Annotated in this window: 17 protein-coding genes; 13 read left to right on the top strand and 4 right to left on the bottom strand. The window is 44.2% G+C overall.

The window, feature by feature from the left end; all coding sequences use genetic code 11:
- Nucleotides 1-19: 19 nt before the first annotated feature.
- Both BLT07_RS11525 and htpG read right to left on the bottom strand, forming a co-directional pair.
- Nucleotides 20-937, bottom strand: coding sequence for a serine hydrolase (locus tag BLT07_RS11525; RefSeq protein WP_091868801.1), 918 nt, complete (start codon nt 935-937; stop codon nt 20-22).
- 299 nt (nt 938-1,236) lie between these two features.
- On the bottom strand, nt 1,237-3,126 hold the full coding sequence (gene htpG, locus BLT07_RS11520) for a molecular chaperone HtpG (protein WP_091868800.1): 1,890 nt from the start codon (nt 3,124-3,126) through the stop codon (nt 1,237-1,239).
- 414 nt (nt 3,127-3,540) lie between these two features.
- On the opposite strand from htpG, the gene BLT07_RS11515 reads away from it, so the two are divergent.
- The 4 genes from BLT07_RS11515 (at nt 3,541) to BLT07_RS11500 (ending at nt 7,144) form a co-directional block, all read left to right on the top strand.
- Complete coding sequence (locus tag BLT07_RS11515; protein WP_091868798.1) at nt 3,541-4,206, top strand: TetR family transcriptional regulator C-terminal domain-containing protein; 666 nt, start codon at nt 3,541-3,543, stop codon at nt 4,204-4,206.
- 17 nt (nt 4,207-4,223) lie between these two features.
- Nucleotides 4,224-5,537, top strand: a complete 1,314-nt coding sequence (locus BLT07_RS11510) for an ABC1 kinase family protein (protein ID WP_091868796.1) — start codon at nt 4,224-4,226, stop codon at nt 5,535-5,537.
- A gap of 173 nt (nt 5,538-5,710) precedes the next feature.
- Nucleotides 5,711-6,718: a 3-oxoacyl-ACP synthase III family protein gene (locus BLT07_RS11505; protein WP_091868794.1), complete on the top strand. Its 1,008-nt coding sequence runs from the start codon at nt 5,711-5,713 to the stop codon at nt 6,716-6,718.
- A 66-nt stretch (nt 6,719-6,784) separates the two neighbouring features.
- A complete protein-coding gene (locus tag BLT07_RS11500) occupies nt 6,785-7,144 on the top strand; it encodes a CoA-binding protein (RefSeq protein ID WP_091868792.1) in 360 nt (119 codons plus the stop codon).
- 115 nt (nt 7,145-7,259) lie between these two features.
- Here BLT07_RS11500 and BLT07_RS11495 read toward each other — a convergent pair whose 3' ends face one another.
- A complete protein-coding gene (locus BLT07_RS11495) occupies nt 7,260-8,726 on the bottom strand; it encodes a sodium:solute symporter (protein ID WP_245726527.1) in 1,467 nt (488 codons plus the stop codon).
- Nucleotides 8,727-9,228: 502 nt separating this feature from the next.
- Between BLT07_RS11495 and BLT07_RS11490 the strand changes: the two genes are divergently transcribed.
- The 7 genes from BLT07_RS11490 to BLT07_RS11460 all read left to right on the top strand — a co-directional run bounded on the left by BLT07_RS11490 (nt 9,229) and on the right by BLT07_RS11460 (nt 18,224).
- Complete coding sequence (locus BLT07_RS11490; protein ID WP_091868790.1) at nt 9,229-12,375, top strand: SusC/RagA family TonB-linked outer membrane protein; 3,147 nt, start codon at nt 9,229-9,231, stop codon at nt 12,373-12,375.
- A 30-nt stretch (nt 12,376-12,405) separates the two neighbouring features.
- Nucleotides 12,406-13,941, top strand: coding sequence for a RagB/SusD family nutrient uptake outer membrane protein (locus BLT07_RS11485; RefSeq protein WP_091868788.1), 1,536 nt, complete (start codon nt 12,406-12,408; stop codon nt 13,939-13,941).
- A 228-nt stretch (nt 13,942-14,169) separates the two neighbouring features.
- Entirely contained in the window at nt 14,170-14,790 is a 621-nt protein-coding gene (gene recR, locus BLT07_RS11480) for a recombination mediator RecR (RefSeq protein ID WP_091868786.1), read from the top strand.
- Between the two features lie 50 nt (nt 14,791-14,840).
- Entirely contained in the window at nt 14,841-15,092 is a 252-nt protein-coding gene (locus BLT07_RS11475; protein ID WP_091868784.1) for a type II toxin-antitoxin system ParD family antitoxin, read from the top strand.
- A complete protein-coding gene (locus tag BLT07_RS11470; protein ID WP_091868783.1) occupies nt 15,085-15,384 on the top strand; it encodes a type II toxin-antitoxin system RelE/ParE family toxin in 300 nt (99 codons plus the stop codon). The genes BLT07_RS11475 and BLT07_RS11470 overlap by 8 nt, the downstream gene beginning before the upstream one ends.
- Before the next feature lie 72 nt (nt 15,385-15,456).
- The gene (locus tag BLT07_RS11465; RefSeq protein WP_091868781.1) at nt 15,457-16,869 is read left to right on the top strand and encodes a dihydrolipoamide acetyltransferase family protein; all 1,413 of its coding nucleotides are present in this window, start codon (nt 15,457-15,459) and stop codon (nt 16,867-16,869) included.
- Nucleotides 16,870-16,952: 83 nt separating this feature from the next.
- Entirely contained in the window at nt 16,953-18,224 is a 1,272-nt protein-coding gene (locus BLT07_RS11460) for a DUF481 domain-containing protein (RefSeq protein WP_091868779.1), read from the top strand.
- 21 nt (nt 18,225-18,245) lie between these two features.
- Here BLT07_RS11460 and BLT07_RS11455 read toward each other — a convergent pair whose 3' ends face one another.
- Nucleotides 18,246-18,659 carry a response regulator gene (locus tag BLT07_RS11455; protein ID WP_091868777.1) on the bottom strand — a complete coding sequence of 138 codons (414 nt, stop codon included), beginning with the start codon at nt 18,657-18,659 and terminating at the stop codon, nt 18,246-18,248.
- Between the two features lie 201 nt (nt 18,660-18,860).
- Between BLT07_RS11455 and BLT07_RS11450 the strand changes: the two genes are divergently transcribed.
- Both BLT07_RS11450 and BLT07_RS11445 read left to right on the top strand, forming a co-directional pair.
- On the top strand, nt 18,861-22,211 hold the full coding sequence (locus BLT07_RS11450) for a chemotaxis protein CheB (protein WP_091868775.1): 3,351 nt from the start codon (nt 18,861-18,863) through the stop codon (nt 22,209-22,211).
- Nucleotides 22,212-22,262: 51 nt separating this feature from the next.
- Nucleotides 22,263-23,039: a 3'-5' exonuclease gene (locus BLT07_RS11445; RefSeq protein ID WP_091868773.1), complete on the top strand. Its 777-nt coding sequence runs from the start codon at nt 22,263-22,265 to the stop codon at nt 23,037-23,039.
- Nucleotides 23,040-23,063 lie beyond the last annotated feature (24 nt).

Here is a 23,063-nt window from a genome sequence, read left to right as displayed (position 1 = left end):
TCTAAGAACTCATACTATCCTATTTTGTTGCCAAAGTTGTATCCTTTTTTAAGACCCTTTCAATTGGCCGTACCAAATCCCGAATTATCTGTTCCCCATTGGCATCATCAACAAGGGCAACGATAATATAGCGCCTATCCGGATTTTCGCCCCACACCAAAATAGAATCCGAATGATAGGTACGCCAAGAACCGGACTTGCGGAATAATCTGGCTTTGGGCGCAATCTGGTCTAACGTGTTCACAAACTTATGGTGTAATTCTGGATTTTCAAGTGCGGCCAACATTTCTTTCGAACGCTTTTCGTTGACCAGTTTTCCATTGGCCAACAAATAATAGAATCGGCACACTTGGGTGACCGAGGCCGCGTGGCTTAAATGTTTCAAGGGCTCACGGTTCGTAGTGCCCCCACTGCCATAACGTTTGCCGACCCAAAGTCCGCCTCCTTTTTCCTCATCGTAGAAATCATATTTGGGGTCGGTCATAACGGCCTCCAATTTATCGTAGCCCACGCGGTCGATCATACGCGTCGCGGCTTCGTTGTTCGATTTGCTAATCATAAGGCGCATGTCCTTCTTCACCTCGGGCGTTTCTTCGAGTTCCCCTTTGTCAATGGCATCGGTTGCCGCCAAAAGAATGGCGATTTTGGGAAGGCTGGCGGCATACATCATGTAGCTACCGTTCACTCGTGCAAAACGAGGTATTTCGGGATTGCTCAAATCAACGATGCCCACTGCCATTTTCTTTTGGGCAATCAGGGTGGCCCAATCCGCATGGCTGTTCAGTTCCTGTTCAAAACGGATCTGAAGCGAACTATCCAGTAATTGCCGCAGGGGTTTGATTTGCGTATCGTCAATTTGTATGGGAAGGTCATCTTGCGCGGATAAGTAGGTCGCGAAAATAAAACAAAAAATCAATAGAAAAAGATTGGGTTTCATGAATCAGATTTGGCTTTACGTTAATATCAAAGGTATACTATCCACTGATTCGTAGGGTGTTAAATTTTAGGATGTGCTGTTTAACGACAAGCTGAACAAAGTCCATGTGCTACTCTATTTTCTACATATGAAAAGTGTTAATTCTTTTGGGAATAAGTAATTTTTTTTAGCAGTAAGTGTACGAAAAACCGCCTTTCCTAAATTTCATTCAAGGAAAGGCGGTTTTTAACGCTGTTCATAAAATTCCCACAAAAGTTCACGCTTAGCGTAGATAAAATGCGGGAATGACCAAAAATTGATTATTTCACCATTTCGTAACTACGCTTGATAAAATTGGTCAATTCTTTACCTTTCAACAGCCCCTTTGAGAGCCGCGCCAAATCAACGGATTGATTGATTAAACGCTCCCGCTTTTTGGCGGTCTTGGTGTTTAAGATTTCACCGACCAACTCGTGATTGGTGTTGACTACCAGGTTGTACATCTCCGGCATACTGCCCATACCCATAATACCGCCGCCACCGGTCCGCTGCATTTCTTTCATGCGGCGCATAAACTCCGGTTCGGTGATGATGAAGGGCGAGGCGTCACTGTCCATAGCCTCGAGCTGAACCGTGTAGCTTTTATTTTCAATGGCTTCCTCTAAATTCGCCTTCAGCCGATCCTTTTCCTCTTCGGAGAGTTTACTGATGGCCGTATCCTCTTTTTTAATGAGGATGTCGATAGGGTCGGCATCGACACGGGCGAAGGAAATCTTCTCCTTAGAGCCTTCCAGTTTTTGTATCAAGTGCCCGATGATGGGGGAATCCAACAATAAAACTTCATATCCTTTGGCCTTGGCCGCTTCTATATAACTGTGCTGCGCCTCTTTGTCCGAAGCATAGAGGATGACCAGTTTTTCGTCTTTATCGGTTTGATTGGACTTAATTTTCTCCTTAAGCTCGTCAAAGGTGAAATACTTTCCGTCTACCGTGGGGTACAATGCGAATTTGTCCGATTTCTCAAAGAATTTATCCTCCGAAAGCATTCCATATTCGATCACGATCTTGATATCGTTCCATTTCTTCTCATAATCTTCCCGATTGTCTTTGACGAGGGAATTCAGTTTATCGGCCACTTTGCGAGTGATGTACGAGGCTATTTTTTTGACCGCGCCATCCGCTTGAAGATAAGAACGCGATACGTTCAATGGAATATCCGGTGAATCGATAACACCACGTAGCATCGTCAGGAATTCAGGCACGATGCCTTCGACATTATCCGTCACGAACACTTGGTTCTGGTAGAGTTGTATCTTATCTTTTTGGATGTTGAGATCATTCGTCAATTTCGGGAAATATAAAATGCCCGTTAAATTAAATGGATAATCTACATTCAGATGGATGTGAAACAAAGGATCTTCAAACTGCATGGGATAGAGTTCGCGGTAGAATTCCTTATAATCGGTATCCTCGAGATCGGCGGGCTGTTTCGTCCACGCCGGGTTGGGATTGTTTATGATATTATCGACTTCCTTGGTGGGAGCCTTATCCTCTTTTTTAGCGTCTTCGGGCTTTGGAAGGGTTTCCGTTTTCATGCCGAACTTGATGGGTATCGGCATGAACTTGTTGTACTTCCGCAAAAGGGTAGTAATTCGATTGTCCTCTAAAAACTCGGTAGAATCTTCTGCGATATGGAGAATGATTTCGGTACCGCGATTCTTTTTCTTTCCTTTTTTCAAGGTGAAATTGGGCGATCCGTCACAGCTCCAGTGCACTGCTTCGGAATCTTCCTTATAACTTTTGGTGAGGATTTCCACTTTTTCGGCCACCATAAAAGCGGAATAGAACCCGAGTCCGAAATGTCCGATGATTCCTGAATCCTTGGCACCATCTTCATACTTGTTCAAAAATTCCTCAGCACCGGAAAAGGCGATGTCATTGATGTATTTTTTGACCTCTTCCTCGGTCATCCCTATTCCCTGATCGGTGATGTGGATTTTTTTATTTTCCTTATCGACTTTGACCTCTATAATAGGATGACCGTACTCCACTTTCGCCTCACCGATAGCGGCGAGGTGTTTCAATTTGAGCGTCGCGTCCGTTCCGTTTGAAATTAGTTCCCGAAGAAAGATTTCGTGATCGCTGTATAAAAATTTCTTAATCAGCGGAAAAATATTTTCCACCGAAACGTTGATTTTACCTGTAGCCATAAAAATATATTTTTTTATGAATGGTCAAAAAAAGTACCATAGCCTATTATAGTGACAAACTGACACTTATTTCATGGTGAATAGCATCCTTCGTAATAACCCTAAGAAAAGTTTAACATTTTTTTGTTTAAACTATTATTGAAATGATTAAACATTTATATATCTTTGACTCGATTATGAAAGAATTGCTATGAGAAAGAGATTAGGTCATAATCATGTTTTGATTATTTATTGGTTAGGTTGTTTGAAAACGTGTCTTCACTTGGAGGCACGTTTTTATTAGCATCCTATTCTGAAACACGGTTATTTCGTAATCCGTTAACACAGTTTGCCGTAGATAACCTGTAAATTTACTCATCATTAATTTATCTCGAAGCCTATTCCCAAGGAATTGATAAACTATAGCATTTATATATGGCCACAAAGACGAAAGTAAAAGCGAAAAAAGTTACCGAAGACGACATCATTGGTATGTATATGAATTATGTTTTGGAACATGAAGCGATTCCTAAGTCCATTTACAAGTTTTGCAAGACGAATGGCATAGAGGAAACCGATTTCTATGGATTTTTCGGTTCGGTAGAAGGTATTCAAAAAGCGATTTGGAGCAAATTTTATACGAATACGGAAGCCTTGCTACTTAAGAACAAGGAGTATGTGGGTTTTTCCAACAAAGATAAGATGCTCACTTTCTTTTATACCTTTTTCGAAATGTTAACCTTGAATCGAAGTTATGTTCTCTTTGCGTTAAAGGAAGATGGCGGAATGATGAAGAACATGAAGCAGTTAAAAGGTTTACGAAGTCATATCAAAGGTTTCGCCACCGATTTGATCGACGATGGAAATGCCGACAAAAATTCAAAGCTTACCCAACATAACCCTAGCCTCTTCTCAGAGGGAGCATGGTTGCAGTTTCTGTTCGTGCTTAAATTCTGGATGAACGACTCGTCCGCTGCTTTTGAAAAGACGGACATCGTTATCGAGAAATCCATCAACACGGTTTTTGACGTCTTCGATAACACCCCATTGGAGAATATCATCGATCTAGGAAAGTTTCTTTATAAAGAGACCTTTGCTTAAACCCTGAACACCTTTCAATGAAAACCCTCGACAAGATACCTACCGGAAAAATCGAACGCGCCAGTAAATTGGTTACAACTGGTGCCAAGATCGGTGGAAATTATCTGAAATATTACGGAAAAAGACTGGTCAATCCCGAATTGAACAAAGACCAGCTTAACGAAGACAATGCCGGTGATATTTATGACGGACTCAAAACCCTGAAAGGTAGCGCGCTCAAAGTGGCCCAGATGTTGAGCATGGAGAAAAATCTTTTGCCGCGGGCGTATGTCGAGAAGTTTTCCCTTTCACAGTTTTCCGTTCCACCACTTTCCGCACCCTTGGTACGCAAGACTTTCAAGAAATATCTTGGTAAATATCCCGAAGATCTTTTTGATACGTTCGAAAGCGATTCTATAAACGCTGCAAGTATCGGGCAAGTGCACAAAGCGACAAAAGACGGGAAGGAATTGGCCGTGAAAATACAATATCCTGGCGTGGCTGAAAGTATCAGTAGCGATCTCGCTTTAGTGAAACCGATCGCCATCAGAATGTTTAACCTAAAGGGAAAAGATTCGGACAAATATTTTAAGGAAATAGAGAATAAGCTGGTCGAGGAGACCAATTACATCCTCGAACTAAAACAAAGTGTAGAGATTACGGAAAGCTGCAGTATCATTCCGAATTTGGATTTCCCGAAATACTATGAACAGTTATCCAGTGAGCGTATCATTACGATGGATTGGATGCACGGGCAACACCTCAGCGAATTCGCAAAAACGGATTTCTCACAAGAACTGGGCAACCAATTAGGTCAAACGCTATGGGATTTCTATATGTTCCAAATACATGGCTTACGCAAGGTACATGCCGACCCGCATCCCGGTAATTTTTTGGTCAGTGAAGAGGAGACCTTGATCGCTATCGACTTTGGCTGTATTAAAGCGGTACCCGACGAATTTTACGTGCCTTATTTCGAATTGGCAAAAAAGGAGAGTATAGAAAACGATACTATATTTACCGAAAAGATGTACGAATTGGAAATCTTGACCTCAACTGATTCCCCCGAAGAACTCCAATTCTTCAAGGCACTCTTTAAGGAAATGCTAACCCTTTTTACTTCGCCGTTTAATGAAGCACAATTCGATTTCGGTGCCAATGATTTTTGGACTAAAATTGCGGACCTGAGCGAACGTTACGCTAAAGACAGCCAGATTCGGAAAATGAACGGGAACCGAGGTTCCAAACATTTCTTATATATGAACCGAACCTTTTTCGGGCTCTATAATTTACTGCACGACCTGAAAGCACAGGTAGAGGTGAACGATTATAAGAAATATCTTTCCCTTTAAGTATATGGTTATTTCGGATTAGGGATTCTTTTCCCAAAAGTTGCTGTCAATTTCTGCCATCCTGTCGTTCTGAAATAGCTTAAATAAGCTGCTTTGTAATTCATGTCCATCAAATTGATTACTTTAGTTTCTTCCCTTTAATCGAATAGCATACTAATTCAAGAACCACTATCATGTACAACTCAAAAATTACCGGATTAGGGTATTACGTGCCCGAAAACGTTGTGACCAACGACGATTTGGCTAAAATCATGGATACCAACGATGCATGGATTCAGGAACGTACCGGAATCAAAGAGCGCCGACACGTCATCAAGGGAGATGACACCACCACTTCGATGGGCGTAAAAGCGGCAAAAATCGCCATTGAACGCGCGGGAATCGACAAAGAGGATATTGATTTTATCGTTTTTGCGACTTTGAGTCCGGATTATTATTTCCCCGGTCCCGGGGTGCTCGTTCAGCGCGATCTGGGCATCAAGACCGTAGGGGCACTCGATGTCAGAAATCAGTGCTCGGGTTTTATTTATGCCCTATCCGTAGCCGATCAATATATCAAGAGCGGGATGTACAAAAATGTATTGGTCATAGGATCTGAGCTACACTCCCATGGATTGGATATGAGTACTAGGGGCAGGTCCGTTTCCGTTATTTTTGGCGATGGGGCGGGGGCAGCCATTTTAAGTAGGGAAGAAGATAATGCTAAAGGAATCTTATCGACCCATCTGCATTCCGAGGGGCAGCATGCCGAAGAACTTTCGCTCATTGCACCGGGAATGGGCAAACGTTGGGTCACCGATATTATTGCCGATAATGATGCCGATGACGAATCATACTACCCGTATATGAACGGACAGTTCGTTTTTAAGAACGCGGTCGTACGGTTCAGTGAGGTGATTATAGAAGGACTGAAATCCAACGATCTGCAAGCGTCCGATATTGATCTTTTGGTGCCGCATCAAGCCAATCTCCGTATTTCGCAGTTCATTCAGAAAAAATTTAAACTTGGCGATGATCAGGTCTTCAACAATATAATGAAATACGGAAATACTACGGCAGCATCTATTCCCATTGCCCTAACCGAAGCTTGGGAGACCGGCAAAGTTAAGGATGGTGATTTGGTGGTTCTGGCCGCGTTCGGAAGTGGGTTCACGTGGGGCAGTGCTATTATTAGATGGTAAGAACAGAAGGAGTTTATAAGTTTAGAAGTTTATTTTTTTGAACATCGAGCACCCGGCATTTAATATATGAAAAAAACACTTGTTCTTGGAGCTTCCCTAAAACCGGAGCGGTACAGTAACCTGGCGGTAAATCGACTTTTGGATAAAGGAATAAAAACGGAAGCTTTCGGTTTACGGGTGGGTACAATACGAGAGGTCGATATTAAGACCGATTTCGAGGATTTCCAGGATATTCACACCGTTACCTTATATATAGGTAAAAAACACCAATCGGAATACATCAATAAAATACTACAGCTGCAGCCGGAACGCGTCATTTTCAATCCCGGTACGGAAAATCCCGAACTGTATGAAATCCTTAAAAAAAATGGGATAGAAGTCGAAGTGGCCTGTACCTTGGTGCTCTTGGGTACGGGGCAATACTGAATACTAGTTCGAGCATTAAGTATCAAGGTTAAGAAAGTTAGCGGTTTATTGGTTTATAAGTCTAGCAAAAACATCTTATTTAACTATTAACTATTAACTATTAACTATTCGCTATTCACGATTCAATAATCACTTTCCTTCGTATCAACAGCAATCCTAAAATCGTCAAAGTACCATTTACCGCAATACTGATAAACCCGAAATTAAAATCGAATTTTGAAGCACAGTACCAGCTCAGAAAATAGGTAAGAACGGGAGCGGAGATACATACCATAGGAACAAATCTATCCTTGGTTTTTACAGTCGTAAACATCCCGAAGAGAAAAAGGCCCAATAAAGGTCCGTAGGTATATCCGGCTACATTGAAAATCAAGGAAATCACATCCCCACGGCTTTCCGAAAAGGCCATAATGATGAGGAACAGCACTACTGAAAACCCGATCAACACCCAATTTTTATACTTCTTCTTTTCGTTTCCCGTTTTTTTAGAAATATCCAAAAAATCGTAAGTAAATGATGTGGTAAGCGCTGTTAAGGCAGAATCCACACTTGAAAACGATGCGGCGATTATCCCCAGTAAAAAACTTATTCCTGCAACTAGCCCCAAATGGTTCAGGGCGAGTGCGGGAAAGAGGGTGTCGGTATCCAAAAACTGTCCTTCTGGGCCAACGGGCAAGGTGATGCCATTATTTTCGGCATAGATGTAAAGTAAAACGCCCAGCCCCAAGAATAGAAACTGTGTTGCGGCCAAGATCATACTATAGGTCAAGGTATTCTTTTGGGCATCCCATTGATTTTTACAGGTCAAGGTCTTTTGCATCATGTTCTGGTCCAGTCCCATCATGGCAATGGCGATTAAGATACCCGCGATAAACTGTTTATAGAAGTTGTTCCCCGATTGTCCATCCCAACTAAATACCTGAAAATATTCATGTTCGGTCACCGCTCGAATCGATCCTGCAAATGACAGGTCGAGCGATTGTGTTATGCTATAAATGGTCACGACGGCCCCAGTTATGAGAAACATGGTCTGCATGGTATCCGTCCAAACAATAGTCTTGATACCGGTTTTGTTGGTGTATAGCCAGACCAGCAACAAGATGATGATAACCGTTATAAAGAAGGGTATGCCAACCCTATCGAAAAAGGCGAACTGCAGTATTTTCGCAGCTAACAACAGCCGTAATGCCGCCCCGAAAGATTGGGAAATCAAGAAAATAAGGGAGCCGGTCTTATACGTATATCTTCCGAAACGTTCGTTCAGGTACGAATAGATCGATACCAATCGCATACGATAATATAAGGGTACCAGTACAAATGTGATGAATAGATAGCCGACCACGTTCCCCAATACGAATTGAAAGAAAAACAGGAAGTTATTGCCTACCATGCCCGGTACGGACACGAAAGTTACGCCCGACAACCCTGCACCGACCATACCGAAGGCCACCAAGAACCAAGGCGACTCGCGATCTCCGGTAAAAAACGATTCGTCGCTACTGTTTCGGGAGGTAAAATACGATATGACCATCAATAAGATGAAGTAGGCAGCGATAACGGAAAAGACTAAGTATAGGCTCACAGGGTTGGTGTTTGGTGGGTCGAAGTTAAGGAAATGCATATAAATGCAATTCATAATTTTTAGAATGTAATCTTCGAAAAGAAGACGTCGAGTAAGAAGCTAGGTATTTCTCTTAAAATTTATTTAAGATTGCTATACTTAAAAAGAGGGTTTGGAAGTAAGGCGTAGCGGTATATGTAAAGTGTAATCCTTTTCTGTATAAATTACTTTTTGACGGAGAAAAGATACAAATTAACTGTAATTTAACATTATTTTAGTATTACTATATCGATTTCGAACTACTTTCATGCTGTTAAATTATGTTAAGCATTTGCTTGAAGGATGTACATTCTGAAAATCAGGGCTTTGATTAAAAAGCTTTGCGATTCCCCGCAATTTTGTTGATTACTTGACCACCAAAAGCGCTATTTAGCTTTTTGGGAAAGTTATGCGAGAATAGATTTTACGGGACCAACAATTATTTAAGCGATGCCTATGCTAACACTAACTTAAAACCATAACCATGAAGAGAACACTTATGAAAAGTTTGTTCTTGGTCGGGGCATTTTTATGCTTTGGCCTCGCGAAAGGACAAACAGTAAACGGAACAGTTTCCGATGGAACGGGCCCCTTGCCCGGCGCGAACGTTTTAGTAAAAGGCACCACGAACGGTACACAAACCGATTTTGACGGTAATTATGCCTTAAACAATGTAGATGATGATGCCACTTTGGTCATTAGTTATATCGGGTATAAGACATTGAATATTTCCGTTGACGGCAAGTCCCAGATAAACGCAACGCTCGAAGAAGACGCCGCCCAATTGGATGAGGTGGTGCTCATCGGCTATGGTAGTTCAAGAAAATCCGATCTTACCGGTGCGGTCGGGCAGGTCGGTACCGAAGAGCTGCAAGAAAGGCCGGCCCAATCGCTGAATCAGGCACTGGCAGGTAGGTTGGCAGGCGTAAAGGTCAACACGACCTCAGGTCGTCCGGGCGGCAAGACCAATGTACGGATCAGAGGTTTTAGCTCGATTAATTCGTCGAACAACCCACTTTATGTCGTCGATGGGGTGCAACTACCGCAAGGTAACTTGGACCAGTACAGTTCGGCAATCGATTTTTTGAATCCTAACGACGTCGTATCCATAGAAGTACTCAAGGATGCTTCCTCAACTGCTATCTATGGCGCCAGGGGCGCCAACGGTGTTATTTTGGTAACGACCAAAAGAGGCCAGGCCGGTCAGGGTAGGATAACCTATAATGTCGAATATAATGTTAAGGAATATGGTCCAAATCTGGCCGATGTACTCAATGCCGAAGAATATGCACAGGTAGAACAGACATCTTGGGAAAATACCCAAAAATTCGATCCCGAAGGTTGGGCCGCGGGAAATTATGCGCAATACGAACCCCGATTAAAAAGGCAAGATCCCCTAATAGCCCCATTGTTCGATAGCGATGGAAATGCAATTTATGATACAGATTGGCCTCGCCAGATACAGCAGCACAGACTTTCACAGAACCATCAATTGGGCTTTTCCGGAGGCAACGAAAGAACCACCTACGCCATCTCGTTAGGAATCAACGACGAACAGGGACTTCTCACGAACACCTATCAAAAACGCTATTCGGGCCGTTTTTCCATTGATGACCAAATCAAGGATTGGGTCAAGATCGGAGGTTCTTTAAGTTACAACTATCAGACCGAAAATCTGGCCGATACCAATGACCAAGTACCGCGTAGGATGGTGGAGGATTTCCCGTTCCTGCCCGTTCGCTACCCGGCCGGCCATCCGAGAGAGGGGCTTTTCGCCGATAATAGGGATTACCCCTTTGCAGAAGGTACCTATAGTTCCGTTCACCGGTTAGACGGACAAGAGTATATCTTGAATACCCAAACCGCTACCGGAAGTGTCTATTCAAACGTCAATTTTACGAAAGACCTTGAGATGCGAACCGTAGTCGCTGCCAATGTCATTACACAAGAAAATCCCGAATTCCGTGATGGAACACTGGCAGGCAACACTCAAGCCTTTGCTTCTATAAGTAGTAATAGAGAAATGTTCTGGTCCATCGAGAATTATTTCACCTATACCAAGGAAATCAACGAAAATAATTCGTTGAACGCATTACTGGGCCTATCTTGGCAACAATCGAATTCCCTTTACGTAAATGCGCAGTCAAATAACTTTCCAACAGATTATTTAGGATATAATAATTTGGGAGCAGGTTCGGATAATTTAGGAGTCAATTCAAGCGCACAGCGGGAAGCACTGAATTCCTATTTCGGTAGACTTAACTATAACCTGTACGGTAAATACTTGTTCACGTTGACCGGAAGGGCCGACGGTTCATCAAAATTCGGTGATAACAACAAATTTTCCTTTTTCCCTTCTGCGGCCTTTGCTTGGCGGGTATCCGATGAGAACTTCTTGAAAGACAGCCAAACTATATCAAATTTAAAGCTAAGAACCAGTTATGGTTTAACGGGTAACTCAGAGATACCTCCCTATGCATCACTTTCCCTACTCGGTTCCGGTTATCAGACCATTTGGGGAGGAAACCGTGTGGGAGGTACAGGATTGAACCGGTTGGCGAACCCGGATCTGAAATGGGAAAAAACGGCTCAATATGATTTAGGCATTGAACTTGGTCTTTTCGATAACCGTATAAGTATAGAGACCGATGTGTATTACAGAAAGACCACCGATATGCTGCTTGATGCGCCCGTACCACAATCCAGCGGGTATGCGACCATACGAAGAAATGTAGGTTCTATGGAAAATAAGGGACTCGAGATTTCGTTGAATACTCGAAATATTGTCACCGATGATTTTCTTTGGAATACTTCCTTTAATATTTCGATGAATCGGAACAAAGTGCTTTCGTTGGCTACACCATCTGATATTTTCGGAGTAGGGGGCCCCGGTATTACCAATGAGACGAACATCATACGTATCGGCGAGCCCGTCGGGGCATTCTGGGGTCTTACCCGTTTGGGAACTTGGAATACGGACGAGGCCGAGGAAGCCGCCAGTTTTGTAAGCTATCGAAACGGCCTCACCCTATTGCCGGGGGATATCAAGTACAAAGATTTCAATAACGATAAAATCATCAACGATGAGGACAGAAGCATCATCGGAAACGGTTATCCAACGGCCGAGGGAAGCTTCATAAATAGCATAACCTATAAGGGAATTGATTTCACCCTAGATCTCCAATATTCATGGGGTAACGATGTTATGGATATGAACACGCACTCCAGCGAGGATAGACAGGCACTTGCTAATAGCTATCGAACGGTACTGAATGCATGGACGCCCGATAATCAAGATACCCCGATAGCCCAGGTTCGTGATACCCGTGCCGGTTATGTAACTAACGTAGATACGCATTGGGTCAAAGATGGCTCTTTTCTACGGGGTAGAAACCTTATGGTTGGTTACTCGTTCAATCAGCAATTGCTTGACCGCCTATACCTCAATAAACTTAGGATTTATGCCTCGACCCAAAACTTCTTTTTATTGACCGATGAAGAACTTATTGGTGACCCCGAGGTTATACCCATTCGTGGGGGGGCGGGAAACAATGTATTTTCACAAGGAATGAAATGGCATGAGTACCCGAGATCTACCACTTTTGTGATAGGATTGCAAGTGGGCATTTAATTATAAGTTAACATTAAAAGTATAGAGATCATGAAAAATAATATAAGACAACATATAAACAAGATTCTAGGCTTGTCGGTGCTGCTGATAAGCACTGTGGGTTGTTCCGATTTTTTGGACGAACAGGATCCTTCGAACTTGCAACCCGAAAGCTTCTACACCACGGCTACGCATGCACAGGCCGCCATTGCTGCTGTCTATGCCGAAGCTAGGTTTGTCGGCGATGGTGCCGGTATTTTTTCTTCCAACTGGCAATTTTTAATGGCCCCAACGGGTACCACTACCACGGAGACCGCCCAAAATTCAGATTTAAACAATCTGTACTCCCTTTCTTTCGATGCCAATACACTTCACGTCAGAAACTGGTGGGGAGGTATTTATCAGGTCATTGCCAATGCCAATTTGGTATTGGAGAATGTTCCGGGAATCGATATGGATGAAGCGGAAAAAAACAGGATTTTGAGCGAGGCGAAATTTCTTCGCGCTTGGGCCTATTTCTATGCCGTCAGAATTTGGGGCGATGTGCCCTTGATAACGCTTCCACAAAGTGCCACTTCCGAAGATTTTTCCCCGGTAAGGGCACCCCAACAAGAGGTTTACGGCCTTATTCTTACTGACTTGACCGAAGCCGAAAATGGTGGTCTCCCTTGGACGGATGAAAGTGGAAGAGTTGGTCAGGCGGCGGTCAAAACCTTATTGGCCAAAGTATATTTGACTATGGCCGGCCAGCCGCTCAACGAAACGGGGCGCTATGCCGATGCCGCCGCAAAAGCGAAAGAAGTCATTGACAATGCCGGCCCTCTTCGCCTTTTTGATACCTATGGCGAATTGCATGACGAAAGCCTCAATAATACGGGAGAGCATATTTTCAGCTTACAGTATAATGATTTGGTCGCTAGTAACCCTATGGGCAATATGTACCCCAATTTTCAACCGGTAACCTACCGTGGGCCTTCCGGAACGGGCAGCACCATCCCCGATATCGATTTCTACAATTCCTATGATGATGCCGATTTGAGAAAGGTAAATCGAGAAGGCTGGTTCTACAGCAGTTACTATCGCGATGGTACCGGGGAACTATTCGATTTAGGAAAACCGTATATTTTTAAATATTTTAACCGCACCGCAGATGGTACCGAAGGTGTTCCCGGTACAGCTAAGGATAATTTGAATCTCATGATTTTCCGCTATGCCGAAGTACTCTTGATTTACGCGGAAGCGGAAAACGAAGTGAACGGACCTACTCAAGGCGCATGGGACGCTTTGAAAGCCATACGTGACCGTGCCACTCTCGATACGCCAGCTTTGGGTACGTTTAACGCACAATCATTCCGAGAGGCCGTATGGACGGAGCGGTGGCATGAGCTCGCTTTCGAAATGAAAGCTTGGTTCGATATGGTACGATTGCGACAAGTCTATAATGTTTCTACAGGCGGCTTTGATGCCTTTGTCGGTCATGTAAACCTAAACTCGGATCAGCCTTTGCAAGAGAAACACCTATTGTTTCCACTGCCTGAACAGGAAATTATCAATAGTCCGAATTTAACGCAGAACCCCGGTTACTAAGGTTTGAGGAACTTCGTTTAAATTCGTTTTATGTGAGTTAGCTGAAAAGCGGGGCATCGCCCCGCTTTTTTTGTATATGGTTTGATATATTCTTTAATATACCTCAGTGGTTTCGTTTTTAGTCCACCTGCAGACTTCTAAGGATGTCTTTTTTTTCCAATCGTACATTTTTTAAACCCTCTGGTGAATGTATTCGATAATTGCCGTAAAATCGTAAATTTGCGGAATATGGAATTCTCTTCAAAACTCCTGGAAAACGCCGTCTACGAAATGTCGCAGCTGCCGGGTATCGGTAAGCGTACCGCATTGCGTTTGGTGCTGCACTTGTTAAAGCAGCCTGAAGACCAAACCTCGAAATTGTCCGTTGCGTTGGATACCGTAAGAAAGGATATAAAGTTTTGCGCCAACTGTCATAATATTTCGGATGTTGACATTTGCGAGATCTGTGCCAGTCCCAAACGAGATAGGACTTTGGTCTGTGTCGTCGAGGATATCCGCGATGTGATGGCCATTGAAAATACGAGTCAATACAGAGGACTATACCATGTTTTGGGAGGAAAAATTTCCCCGATGGAAGGTATCGGTCCACATGACCTGACCATTTCTTCTTTGATTAAAAAGGCCAAGGAGGGCGAGATAAAAGAACTTATTTTTGCACTAAGTTCTACCATGGAAGGGGATACGACCAATTTCTATATCTTTAAGCAGTTGGATGGTCTTGATATCAACACCTCGACCATCGCCCGGGGCATTGCCGTAGGCGACGAGCTTGAATATGCCGATGAGGTCACGTTAGGACGGAGTATTTTGAACCGGATTCCTTTTGAGGGGTCATTGAAAGCGAACTGAACTTGATTGATTTACCAATTTTTGGTATATTTGGATAAAACAAGATTTTAATGAGCAAAAACACTTCTATATCACTGGGCAACTATTTCGACCAATTTATCAGTAATCGTATTTCGGAAGGAAGATTTAAAAATGTCAGCGAAGTCGTACGTGCGGGTTTACGGCTTTTAGAGGAAGAGGAGAGAAAAGTTAACGCTCTTCGGACGGCCATCCAAGAGGGAATTGACAGCGGAAGTGCATACGATTTCGACCCGAAAGAACATTTAAAATCGTTAAAAGCAAAAAAAAGGTCGAATGGCTGAATATAATTTGACTAATAAAGCGGTTGAAGATTTGGATAAAATATGGAACTATACTTTTGATCGGTGGTCTGAAAAACAGGCTGATGACTATTATGATATGTTGATTGCCAGTTGTCAAAAACTGGCACAGAATACAAGTCTGGGTAGAAACTACAACGGGATAACCGAAAATTTATTCGGACTAAGGACCAACAGACATATTATCTTCTATAGGATTATCGCAGAAGAGGAAATTGAGGTAGAACGGATATTATACGAACGAATGGATTTGGAAAGTACAATCCTGGAATAGATTTGCCGTGGACTAACCGTTACCGATCAGGGTTTGAAAAAACTCCGATAATTTAACAGATTACAAAAAAAAATGTCAAAATTCGAACTGAAATTACCGCGAATGGGGGAGAGTGTTGCCGAGGCGACCTTGACGACTTGGTTAAAGGAAGTAGGCGATACCATAGAACTCGACGAACCCATTTTTGAGATTGCTACCGACAAAGTCGATAGTGAAGTGCCTAGTGAAGTGGAAGGCGTTTTGGTAGAAAAATGCTTTGAGGTAGATGATATTGTCAAGGTAGGCCAGACCGTCGCGGTAATCGAGATTGCAGGAGAGGGTTCCGGTATGTCGGAAACAGGGAAAAAAAGTTCTCAAAATTCGGATATTGAAAATTCGGGCGAACAGGCTGCCACCCAAGTCGAGGAAACGATGAAAATTGCTAAGGAAACCGCAAAAGCTTCGGTAGGGCATCCTGAAAAATCGCATCAGGAAACCAGTATGGCTTCGGGCGCACTGCCCGAGAAATCCTATCAAGAATCCGAACGTTTTTATTCCCCCTTGGTCAAAAATATTGCCAAACAGGAAGGAATTTCTGTGGCTGAGCTGGATACGATTTCCGGTTCGGGAATGGAAGGCCGGGTCACCAAGAACGATATTTTGGAGTATGTGGCGAACGGCAAAAAAGATTCGAACAAACGGCAAAATGATATTCCGAAGAAAGAGGAGGTTCCCCAGCCCGAAAAAACAAGCGCTTTCAATGAAACGCAACCGATTTCGACCGTGTCCTCTTCCGACGGACATGAGGTCATCGAAATGAACCGAATGGGCAAGTTGATTGCGAAGCACATGGTTGAAAGCGTTTCCACTTCGGCTCATGTTCAAAGTTTTGTCGAGGTCGACGTGACCCATATCGTGAACTGGCGCAACAAGGTAAAAACCGAATTTGAGAAACGGGAGGGAGAAAAACTGACATACACGCCCATTTTTATGGAAGCCGTCGCCAAAGCCCTAAAGAAATATCCCATGATGAATATTTCTGTGGAGGGTACCACAGTCATCAAAAAGAAGAATATCAATATCGGTATGGCCGCCGCTTTGCCCAACGGCAACCTTATCGTACCGGTCATTAAAAATGCCGACCAATTGAACCTGGTCGGGATGGCAAAAGTGGTCAACGACTTGGCATCACGCGCCAGGGAAAATCGTTTAAAACCCGATGAGGTGCAAGACGGCACGTATACCGTTACCAATGTAGGTACCTTTGGCAGTGTTTTCGGTACGCCCATCATCAACCAGCCCCAAGTAGGGATTCTGGCTTTGGGAGCCATCCGAAAGCTACCGTCGGTTATCGAGACCAAAGCCGGTGATTTTATCGGCATCCGTAGTAAAATGTATCTCTCCCACAGTTATGATCACCGAGTCGTTAACGGGGCACTTGGCAGTATGTTCGTCAAGGCAGTAGCTGATTATTTGGAGGCTTGGGACCTTGATCGGGAAGTTTAATGGGTAACAAAACGGTCTCTTAAAAAATCGAAAACATTTTTTCCTTAGTTTTGCCCCTACCTTTAAAGTTTTCCAAACCACACATGACAAAAAGATGTACAGCACTTTCCTTAGAAAATAGAGGGAAATTGCTCTATTTATTTCTATTGCTACTCCCATTACTCGCTTTTTCACAGGAAACTGAAAGTGAAAAGAAGGCGCCAATGCGCTTGTACATCGATTGCAACTGTGACAAGAACTATTTGCGCCAAGAAATACAGTATGTAGGTCACGTTCGCGATCAATCACAGGCCAATATAAATCTTTTCATTTATGATATTGCCAACGGTAGTGGTGGCCGGAAATATAATCTGGAGTTCGAGGGCAAAGACGATTATAAGGATATTTTTGGAAAGTTGACCTATGACACGACCGCGAGCATGACCAGTGACGAGGTCAGAAAGGGATTGCTGGAAAAAGTGCAGTCCGGACTTTTGAAATACGTGCTCGAATCAGGTCTGGCCGATCAAGTAACCTACACAGTCAACAATGATGGAACTGGAGAGGTTCAGGAAGTCGATTTTACCGACCCGTGGAACAATTGGATTTTTGAAGTGTATGCCTCCGCCGAACTCGATAAGGAATCGAGCCGTAAGGAATTCGAGTACCGAGCCGGTTTCGAGAGCGATCATGTGACCGAAAAATGGCGTATACGCACCGATTTGGGCCTGTACCAAGCGAACAGCGAATTCGAACGGGAAGGGGAGACCTTTACCAGCGAAAGATACCGGTACTCGGGCAATGGCAGTATCGTCAGAAGCCTGTCGGACCACTGGTCCACCGGAATCTTTGCGGGTGCCCGCCACGATACCTTTACCAACCTCGATTTTCGCTATTATTTTGAACCCGCTCTCGAATACAACATTTTTCCCTATCGGGAGGTGCTGCGCCGGGAGATTACCTTGGCCTATAAAATAGGGTACCTTCACAACGATTATATCGAACAGACCATTTTCGGTAAATTCGAAGAAGGCGTTTTCAGCCATTCCTTAAACGTTCAGGTTCGCTATCGGCAACCTTGGGGCAACGTATCCGCCCAGTTACTGGGCTCGACCTTTTTGAACGATTTCAGCAAGAACAGGTTCCGTGTCAACAGCAGTCTATCGGTGAGGGTATTTAAAGGGCTTTCGGTTCGGTTCTCGGGCAGGTTCGAAATCATACGGGACCAGATCAACTTACCCGGTGGGGATGCCTCTATCGAAGATGTGCTGCTACAGCAAAAGCAGATCGCTACCGATTTCGAGCTGGGCTTTAGTGTAGGGTTGAGCTATACTTTTGGATCGGCTTTCAATAATATAATCAATACGCGATTGTAGTTTATAAAATTATCCACTACCCTAATTAGATTTCTCAAAGGAACCAACCATCTGCAAAGCTTTCTCTATTCCCGTCTTTATCTGGTCGAAGGTGGACGACTTGGTCATAAAATGGACGGCGCCGAGCTCTAAGGTTTCCTCCATGTCTTTATGGTGTGAAGAAGTGGTGGAGATGATAACGGGGATGTTTTTTAGTTCCCTGTCTTTCTTAAGCTCCCTAAGGCAAGTCTTCCCGTCCATTCGGGGCATATTCAAGTCGAGAAAAATTAGGTCGGGCAATTTCGTTTTGCCCTTGCGTAATTTTTGTAAAGCTTCTTCACCGTTCGTGGCGGTTATGCAAGCACAGGAGGCGTCGACTTCCTTAACCGCCTCACAAAAGAATTCCATGTCGTCTTCGTCATCGTCGACAATCATGATTTTTTTGGTTGTTGTCATTCGTTCAGTGGCATATTTAATGGAAAGATAGTAGATATTTTAAATTTTGATACCCATACCGGTCAAATATTTTTCCGTTTGAGAACAGCTATCCTCTTTATTTGTCTAAATTTAACGCAAATACTACTTTTGTATTATCAAATACCTAACAATAGGTAACCTACGATCTGAACCGGTTACGATACTCGGAACCTCCTGAAAATGACGATAGCTGCATCTTCCAAAAACTTCCCGATAGTCGGTATCGGTGCTTCGGCCGGGGGTATCGATTCGTTTAAAAAGTTTTTGGGGGCCGTTCCGGAGAAATCCGGGATGGCCTTTATTTTGGTGCAGCACCTTTCCCCTACGCACGAGAGCATCTTGCCCGAGATTTTATCCCATGCAACGAAGATTCCCGTTCATGAAATAACGGACGATTGCAAAATCGAGCCGAATCATATCTATGTCATTCCGGAGAACAAGATGCTGAAGGTCACCGACCATTCCTTAAAGTTATTGCCCAGGGAACAGGATACCCATCAAATGCCGATCGATGTATTTTTTACTTCCCTCGCACAGGTGCACAAAGCCTTGGCCATTGGGGTAGTGCTATCCGGCACCGCCCGCGACGGTACGGTAGGGCTCAGGAATATTCAGGAACAAGGCGGCATTGCCTTTGCCGAAGATCCCGACCGGGCCGCATGGCCGGGTATGCCCCAAAGTGCTATCGATGCGGGGGTAGTCGATTTTGTGCTTCCTGCGGAAGAAATCCCCGCTAAATTACAAGAGGTACTTTTCTCATACGCCAATGGCAATGGGGCGACCGAATATGAAGAAGATGTCGATAATCTGGACAAGACCCCATCCCACCAAAGTGCGATCAAGAAAATCCTTTCCCTTATCCTTCGTAACAATGGTGTGGACTTCAACTACTACAAAAAACCGACAATACTCCGCCGGATAGACCGTAGAATGGCCATCAATCAAATGGCCAAATATGAGGACTATCTCGACTTCCTTAGGGAAAACCGCGTCGAGCAGGAAGCTCTTTTTCAAGATCTGCTTATCAAGGTGACCTCGTTTTTCCGGGATGCCGAAGTTTTCGACGAACTTTGCGATACCGTGTTTCCCAAACTTTTGGAAAATCGGGCGAGTGACGACCCGATTCGTATCTGGGTTGCGGGCTGTGCGACCGGCGAGGAGGTCTATTCGCTGGCCATTTGTCTTTTCGAAGCTATGGGCGGCATTGGCGAAGGGGTGGAACACCCTCGTGCCAAAATCCAATTGTTCGCGACCGACCTTTCTGAAATTGCTATCAAAAAGGCGAGGGCCGGTGTATTTCGCACCTCGGAACTGGAAGCGGTATCGGAAAGCCAGCTCAACAGCTATTTTACGAAGACCGACGGCAGTTATCGGGTCAAAAAAGTGGTTCGCGACACCATCGTGTTCGCCGTACATAATTTTTTAAAGGATCCCCCTTTTTCAAAGGTAGACCTGATCAGCTGTCGCAATGTTTTCATTTATCTGGATCCATTTCTTCAGAAAAAGGCGTTGACCACCTTTCATTATGCCCTGAATGAAAATGGGCACTTGCTCTTGGGCATATCGGAAACCCCCGGAAAAGAGACGGATCTTTTCGCGCCTTTTTCAAAAAAAACAAAGCTATTCTCACGAAAGCAAGGTACCGGACGTTTTTTGCAAACTGCCCAAAACCCGGTAAAGCGCGAAAAAGTACCCAACGAAAAAAAGACCGCTTTGCCGGCCAATACCCGAACGGACTTCAAAAAAAGTGCCGAGTCGGTGCTGATTTCCAAATATAGTCCCGCGAGCGTTATCGTCGATGAACACCTAGCCGTGGTCAATATCGATGGCGATGTTGCACCTTTTTTGATCCATACTTCCGGCAAGCCCTCCCACGACCTGCTCAAACTGGCCCGAAAAGAACTCGCATTCGAACTGCGCAATGCGTTGTACAAGGCCAAGGCATCGAAAGAAACGGTGATCAAGGAGAGCATCCCCTTTAGTTATAATGGACAACAGTACGCAACTACGCTTGAAATTGTACCCCTTACCGATATTGTTGAACCGCATTATCTCATCCTATTTCAGAATAAATCCCCGAACACTTCCGTATTCGAAACGTTGGGCAAGAAGTTGAAGTCCACCTTTTCATCCTCCGAAAAAAACCAGTTGCAGCAGCGCAATACGGCCCTTGAAAGAGAGCTGGAACAAGTGCGCGAAGACGTAAGGGACATTACCGAGGAACAGGAGGCCCATAACGAAGAGCTACAGAGCGCGAACGAAGAACTGCTGAGCAGCAACGAAGAGATGCAGAGCCTCAACGAAGAGCTGGAGACGTCCAAGGAAGAAGTGCAATCGACCAACGAGGAGCTGATCGTGGTCAACCGCGAACTGATCGAAAAACAGGACGAGCTCAACGACACCCTCGATTTTTTGGATGCGGTGATCGCGACGGTACGAGAACCTTTTTTGGTACTCGAAAATGATTTTCGTGTGAACAAAGCGAATACCTCCTTCTTCCAACACTTCGGAGTCGGTGAATCGGAGATCGATGGCAAATCGTTCTTTGAGATACAGAATCAGCAATGGAACGACGGGCGATTGCGCGACCTACTCGAAAAAGTGCTGCCCCAGCATAAATGGATTGCCGAAGAAGAAATTATGTTGAAGAACGATTCCGAGGAGAATCGGATATTTTTGTTTAATGCCCGCGAAATTATTCGTAAAAAAGAGGATAGAGCGCTTATTTTACTGTCCATAGAGGATATTACCTCTAAAAAGAAAATAGAAAACGACCTTAAAACCAGTGTCAGCGAACTCCGCAAGACCAACGAACAACTGGATCGGTATGTGCATCTGGCCAGCCATGACTTGCAGGAGCCCCTTCGAAAAATCATGATATTTTCAGATCGGTTGATGGGCAGGGGCCATATCACGGATGAGGTCGATAAGACCATTATCGATAAAATAGAAAATGCCGCCCAACGCATGTCCGGCCTGGTCAAGGGCCTGCTCGATTATTCGCGGGTGGCGCACCATGGAGATTTGTTCGAGCCCATCGATCTGAACATGATTGTCGACGATATTCTTTCCGATTTTGAATTGCTTATTGAAGAAAAGGGGACCAAGGTAACGGTGGAAAAAATGTCCGAAATAGAGGCTATTCCCCTTCAAATCGGCCAATTGCTCCACAACTTGATCGGCAACGCCCTAAAATTCTCAAAAAAGGATGTCGTTCCGGAAGTACGGATTACCTCACGGCCCTTTGCCCAAGGGAAAACAGGCGACTTCCCTTCGCTATCATCGTCCCGATCATACATAGAACTGATTGTAAGCGATAACGGTATCGGTTTTAATCCCAAATACCAAGAGCAGATATTCATGATATTTCAACGCCTTCGCCAATCGCGGGAACACAAGGGTAGTGGTATCGGTCTCTCATTGGTCAAAAAAATTATCGAGAACCACAAGGGGGCCGTCTATACAGTCTCGGAAGAAGGTCAGGGTGCGGAGTTTCACGTGATTTTACCTCTAGTGCAGCCGGAGCGATAAAGTTTGTCAAAACTTCTCCAAACCGTATCTTTGTCCTAAACAACCCCAAACATGCATTTAAACCTCACCCGCCCTATCTGTTTTTTTGACCTCGAGACTACGGGTACGAATATTGCCAAAGACCGTATCGTCGAGATTTCTATATTGAAAGTGCATCCTAACGGCACTAGTGAAAGCAAGACCTGGCTCGTGAATCCGGGGATGCAAATTCCCGATGATATCATCGCCATCCATGGCATTTCCAACGAAAAAGTGGCGAACGAACCTAGTTTTGCAGTACTTTCCAAGGAAATTTATGGGATGATAAAGGATTGCGATCTAGGCGGCTTCAACTCCGACCGCTTCGATATTCCCCTTTTGGTAGAGGAAATGCTGCGTGCCGAGGTTGATTTCGATATGAAGAACATGGTCTCCATCGATGTGCAGACCATTTTCCATAAAATGGAAAAGCGTACGCTTGGCGCAGCTTATAAGTTTTACTGTGACAAAGAACTGACCGATGCCCACAGTGCCGAGGCCGATACGAATGCGACCTACGAGGTTTTGCTGTCCCAATTGGACCGGTATCCCGAACTGGAAAACAACGTCAAAAAACTGGCCGAATTTTCTACCCACCGCCAATTCGCCGATTTCGCGGGCTTTTTGGGCTATGACGAAGACGGAATAGAAATCTTTTCCTTCGGAAAGCACAAAGGCAAAAAAATACTCGACGTGTTGGAAAAAGAACCCGGGTATTTCGGATGGATGCTGAACGCCGATTTTCCGTTGTATACAAAAAAGGTTTTGACACAGATAAAACTGAGTCAGTTAAACAACAAGCTTGGGTGAAAAGTTGGGCAGAATCAAACCCTA

It is taken from the genome of Pricia antarctica (assembly GCF_900101815.1).
GTDB lineage: Bacteria > Bacteroidota > Bacteroidia > Flavobacteriales > Flavobacteriaceae > Pricia > Pricia antarctica.
The sequence above is the reverse complement of the archived record's forward strand: the minus strand, read 5'-3'. Positions and strand labels throughout refer to the sequence as shown.

What these genes read in the sequence shown, in the direction of transcription:
- BLT07_RS11460 (WP_091868779.1), top strand. Translation starts at nt 16,953, where the DNA reads ATGACAAAAAGATGTACAGCACTTTCCTTAGAAAATAGAGGGAAATTG.
- BLT07_RS11525 (WP_091868801.1), bottom strand. Translation starts at nt 937, where the DNA reads ATGAAACCCAATCTTTTTCTATTGATTTTTTGTTTTATTTTCGCGACC.
- BLT07_RS11515 (WP_091868798.1), top strand. Translation starts at nt 3,541, where the DNA reads ATGGCCACAAAGACGAAAGTAAAAGCGAAAAAAGTTACCGAAGACGAC.
- BLT07_RS11465 (WP_091868781.1), top strand. Translation starts at nt 15,457, where the DNA reads ATGTCAAAATTCGAACTGAAATTACCGCGAATGGGGGAGAGTGTTGCC.
- BLT07_RS11475 (WP_091868784.1), top strand. Translation starts at nt 14,841, where the DNA reads ATGAGCAAAAACACTTCTATATCACTGGGCAACTATTTCGACCAATTT.
- BLT07_RS11505 (WP_091868794.1), top strand. Translation starts at nt 5,711, where the DNA reads ATGTACAACTCAAAAATTACCGGATTAGGGTATTACGTGCCCGAAAAC.
- BLT07_RS11510 (WP_091868796.1), top strand. Translation starts at nt 4,224, where the DNA reads ATGAAAACCCTCGACAAGATACCTACCGGAAAAATCGAACGCGCCAGT.
- recR (WP_091868786.1), top strand. Translation starts at nt 14,170, where the DNA reads ATGGAATTCTCTTCAAAACTCCTGGAAAACGCCGTCTACGAAATGTCG.
- htpG (WP_091868800.1), bottom strand. Translation starts at nt 3,126, where the DNA reads ATGGCTACAGGTAAAATCAACGTTTCGGTGGAAAATATTTTTCCGCTG.
- BLT07_RS11500 (WP_091868792.1), top strand. Translation starts at nt 6,785, where the DNA reads ATGAAAAAAACACTTGTTCTTGGAGCTTCCCTAAAACCGGAGCGGTAC.
- BLT07_RS11490 (WP_091868790.1), top strand. Translation starts at nt 9,229, where the DNA reads ATGAAGAGAACACTTATGAAAAGTTTGTTCTTGGTCGGGGCATTTTTA.
- BLT07_RS11445 (WP_091868773.1), top strand. Translation starts at nt 22,263, where the DNA reads ATGCATTTAAACCTCACCCGCCCTATCTGTTTTTTTGACCTCGAGACT.
- BLT07_RS11485 (WP_091868788.1), top strand. Translation starts at nt 12,406, where the DNA reads ATGAAAAATAATATAAGACAACATATAAACAAGATTCTAGGCTTGTCG.
- BLT07_RS11450 (WP_091868775.1), top strand. Translation starts at nt 18,861, where the DNA reads ATGACGATAGCTGCATCTTCCAAAAACTTCCCGATAGTCGGTATCGGT.
- BLT07_RS11470 (WP_091868783.1), top strand. Translation starts at nt 15,085, where the DNA reads ATGGCTGAATATAATTTGACTAATAAAGCGGTTGAAGATTTGGATAAA.
- BLT07_RS11455 (WP_091868777.1), bottom strand. Translation starts at nt 18,659, where the DNA reads ATGACAACAACCAAAAAAATCATGATTGTCGACGATGACGAAGACGAC.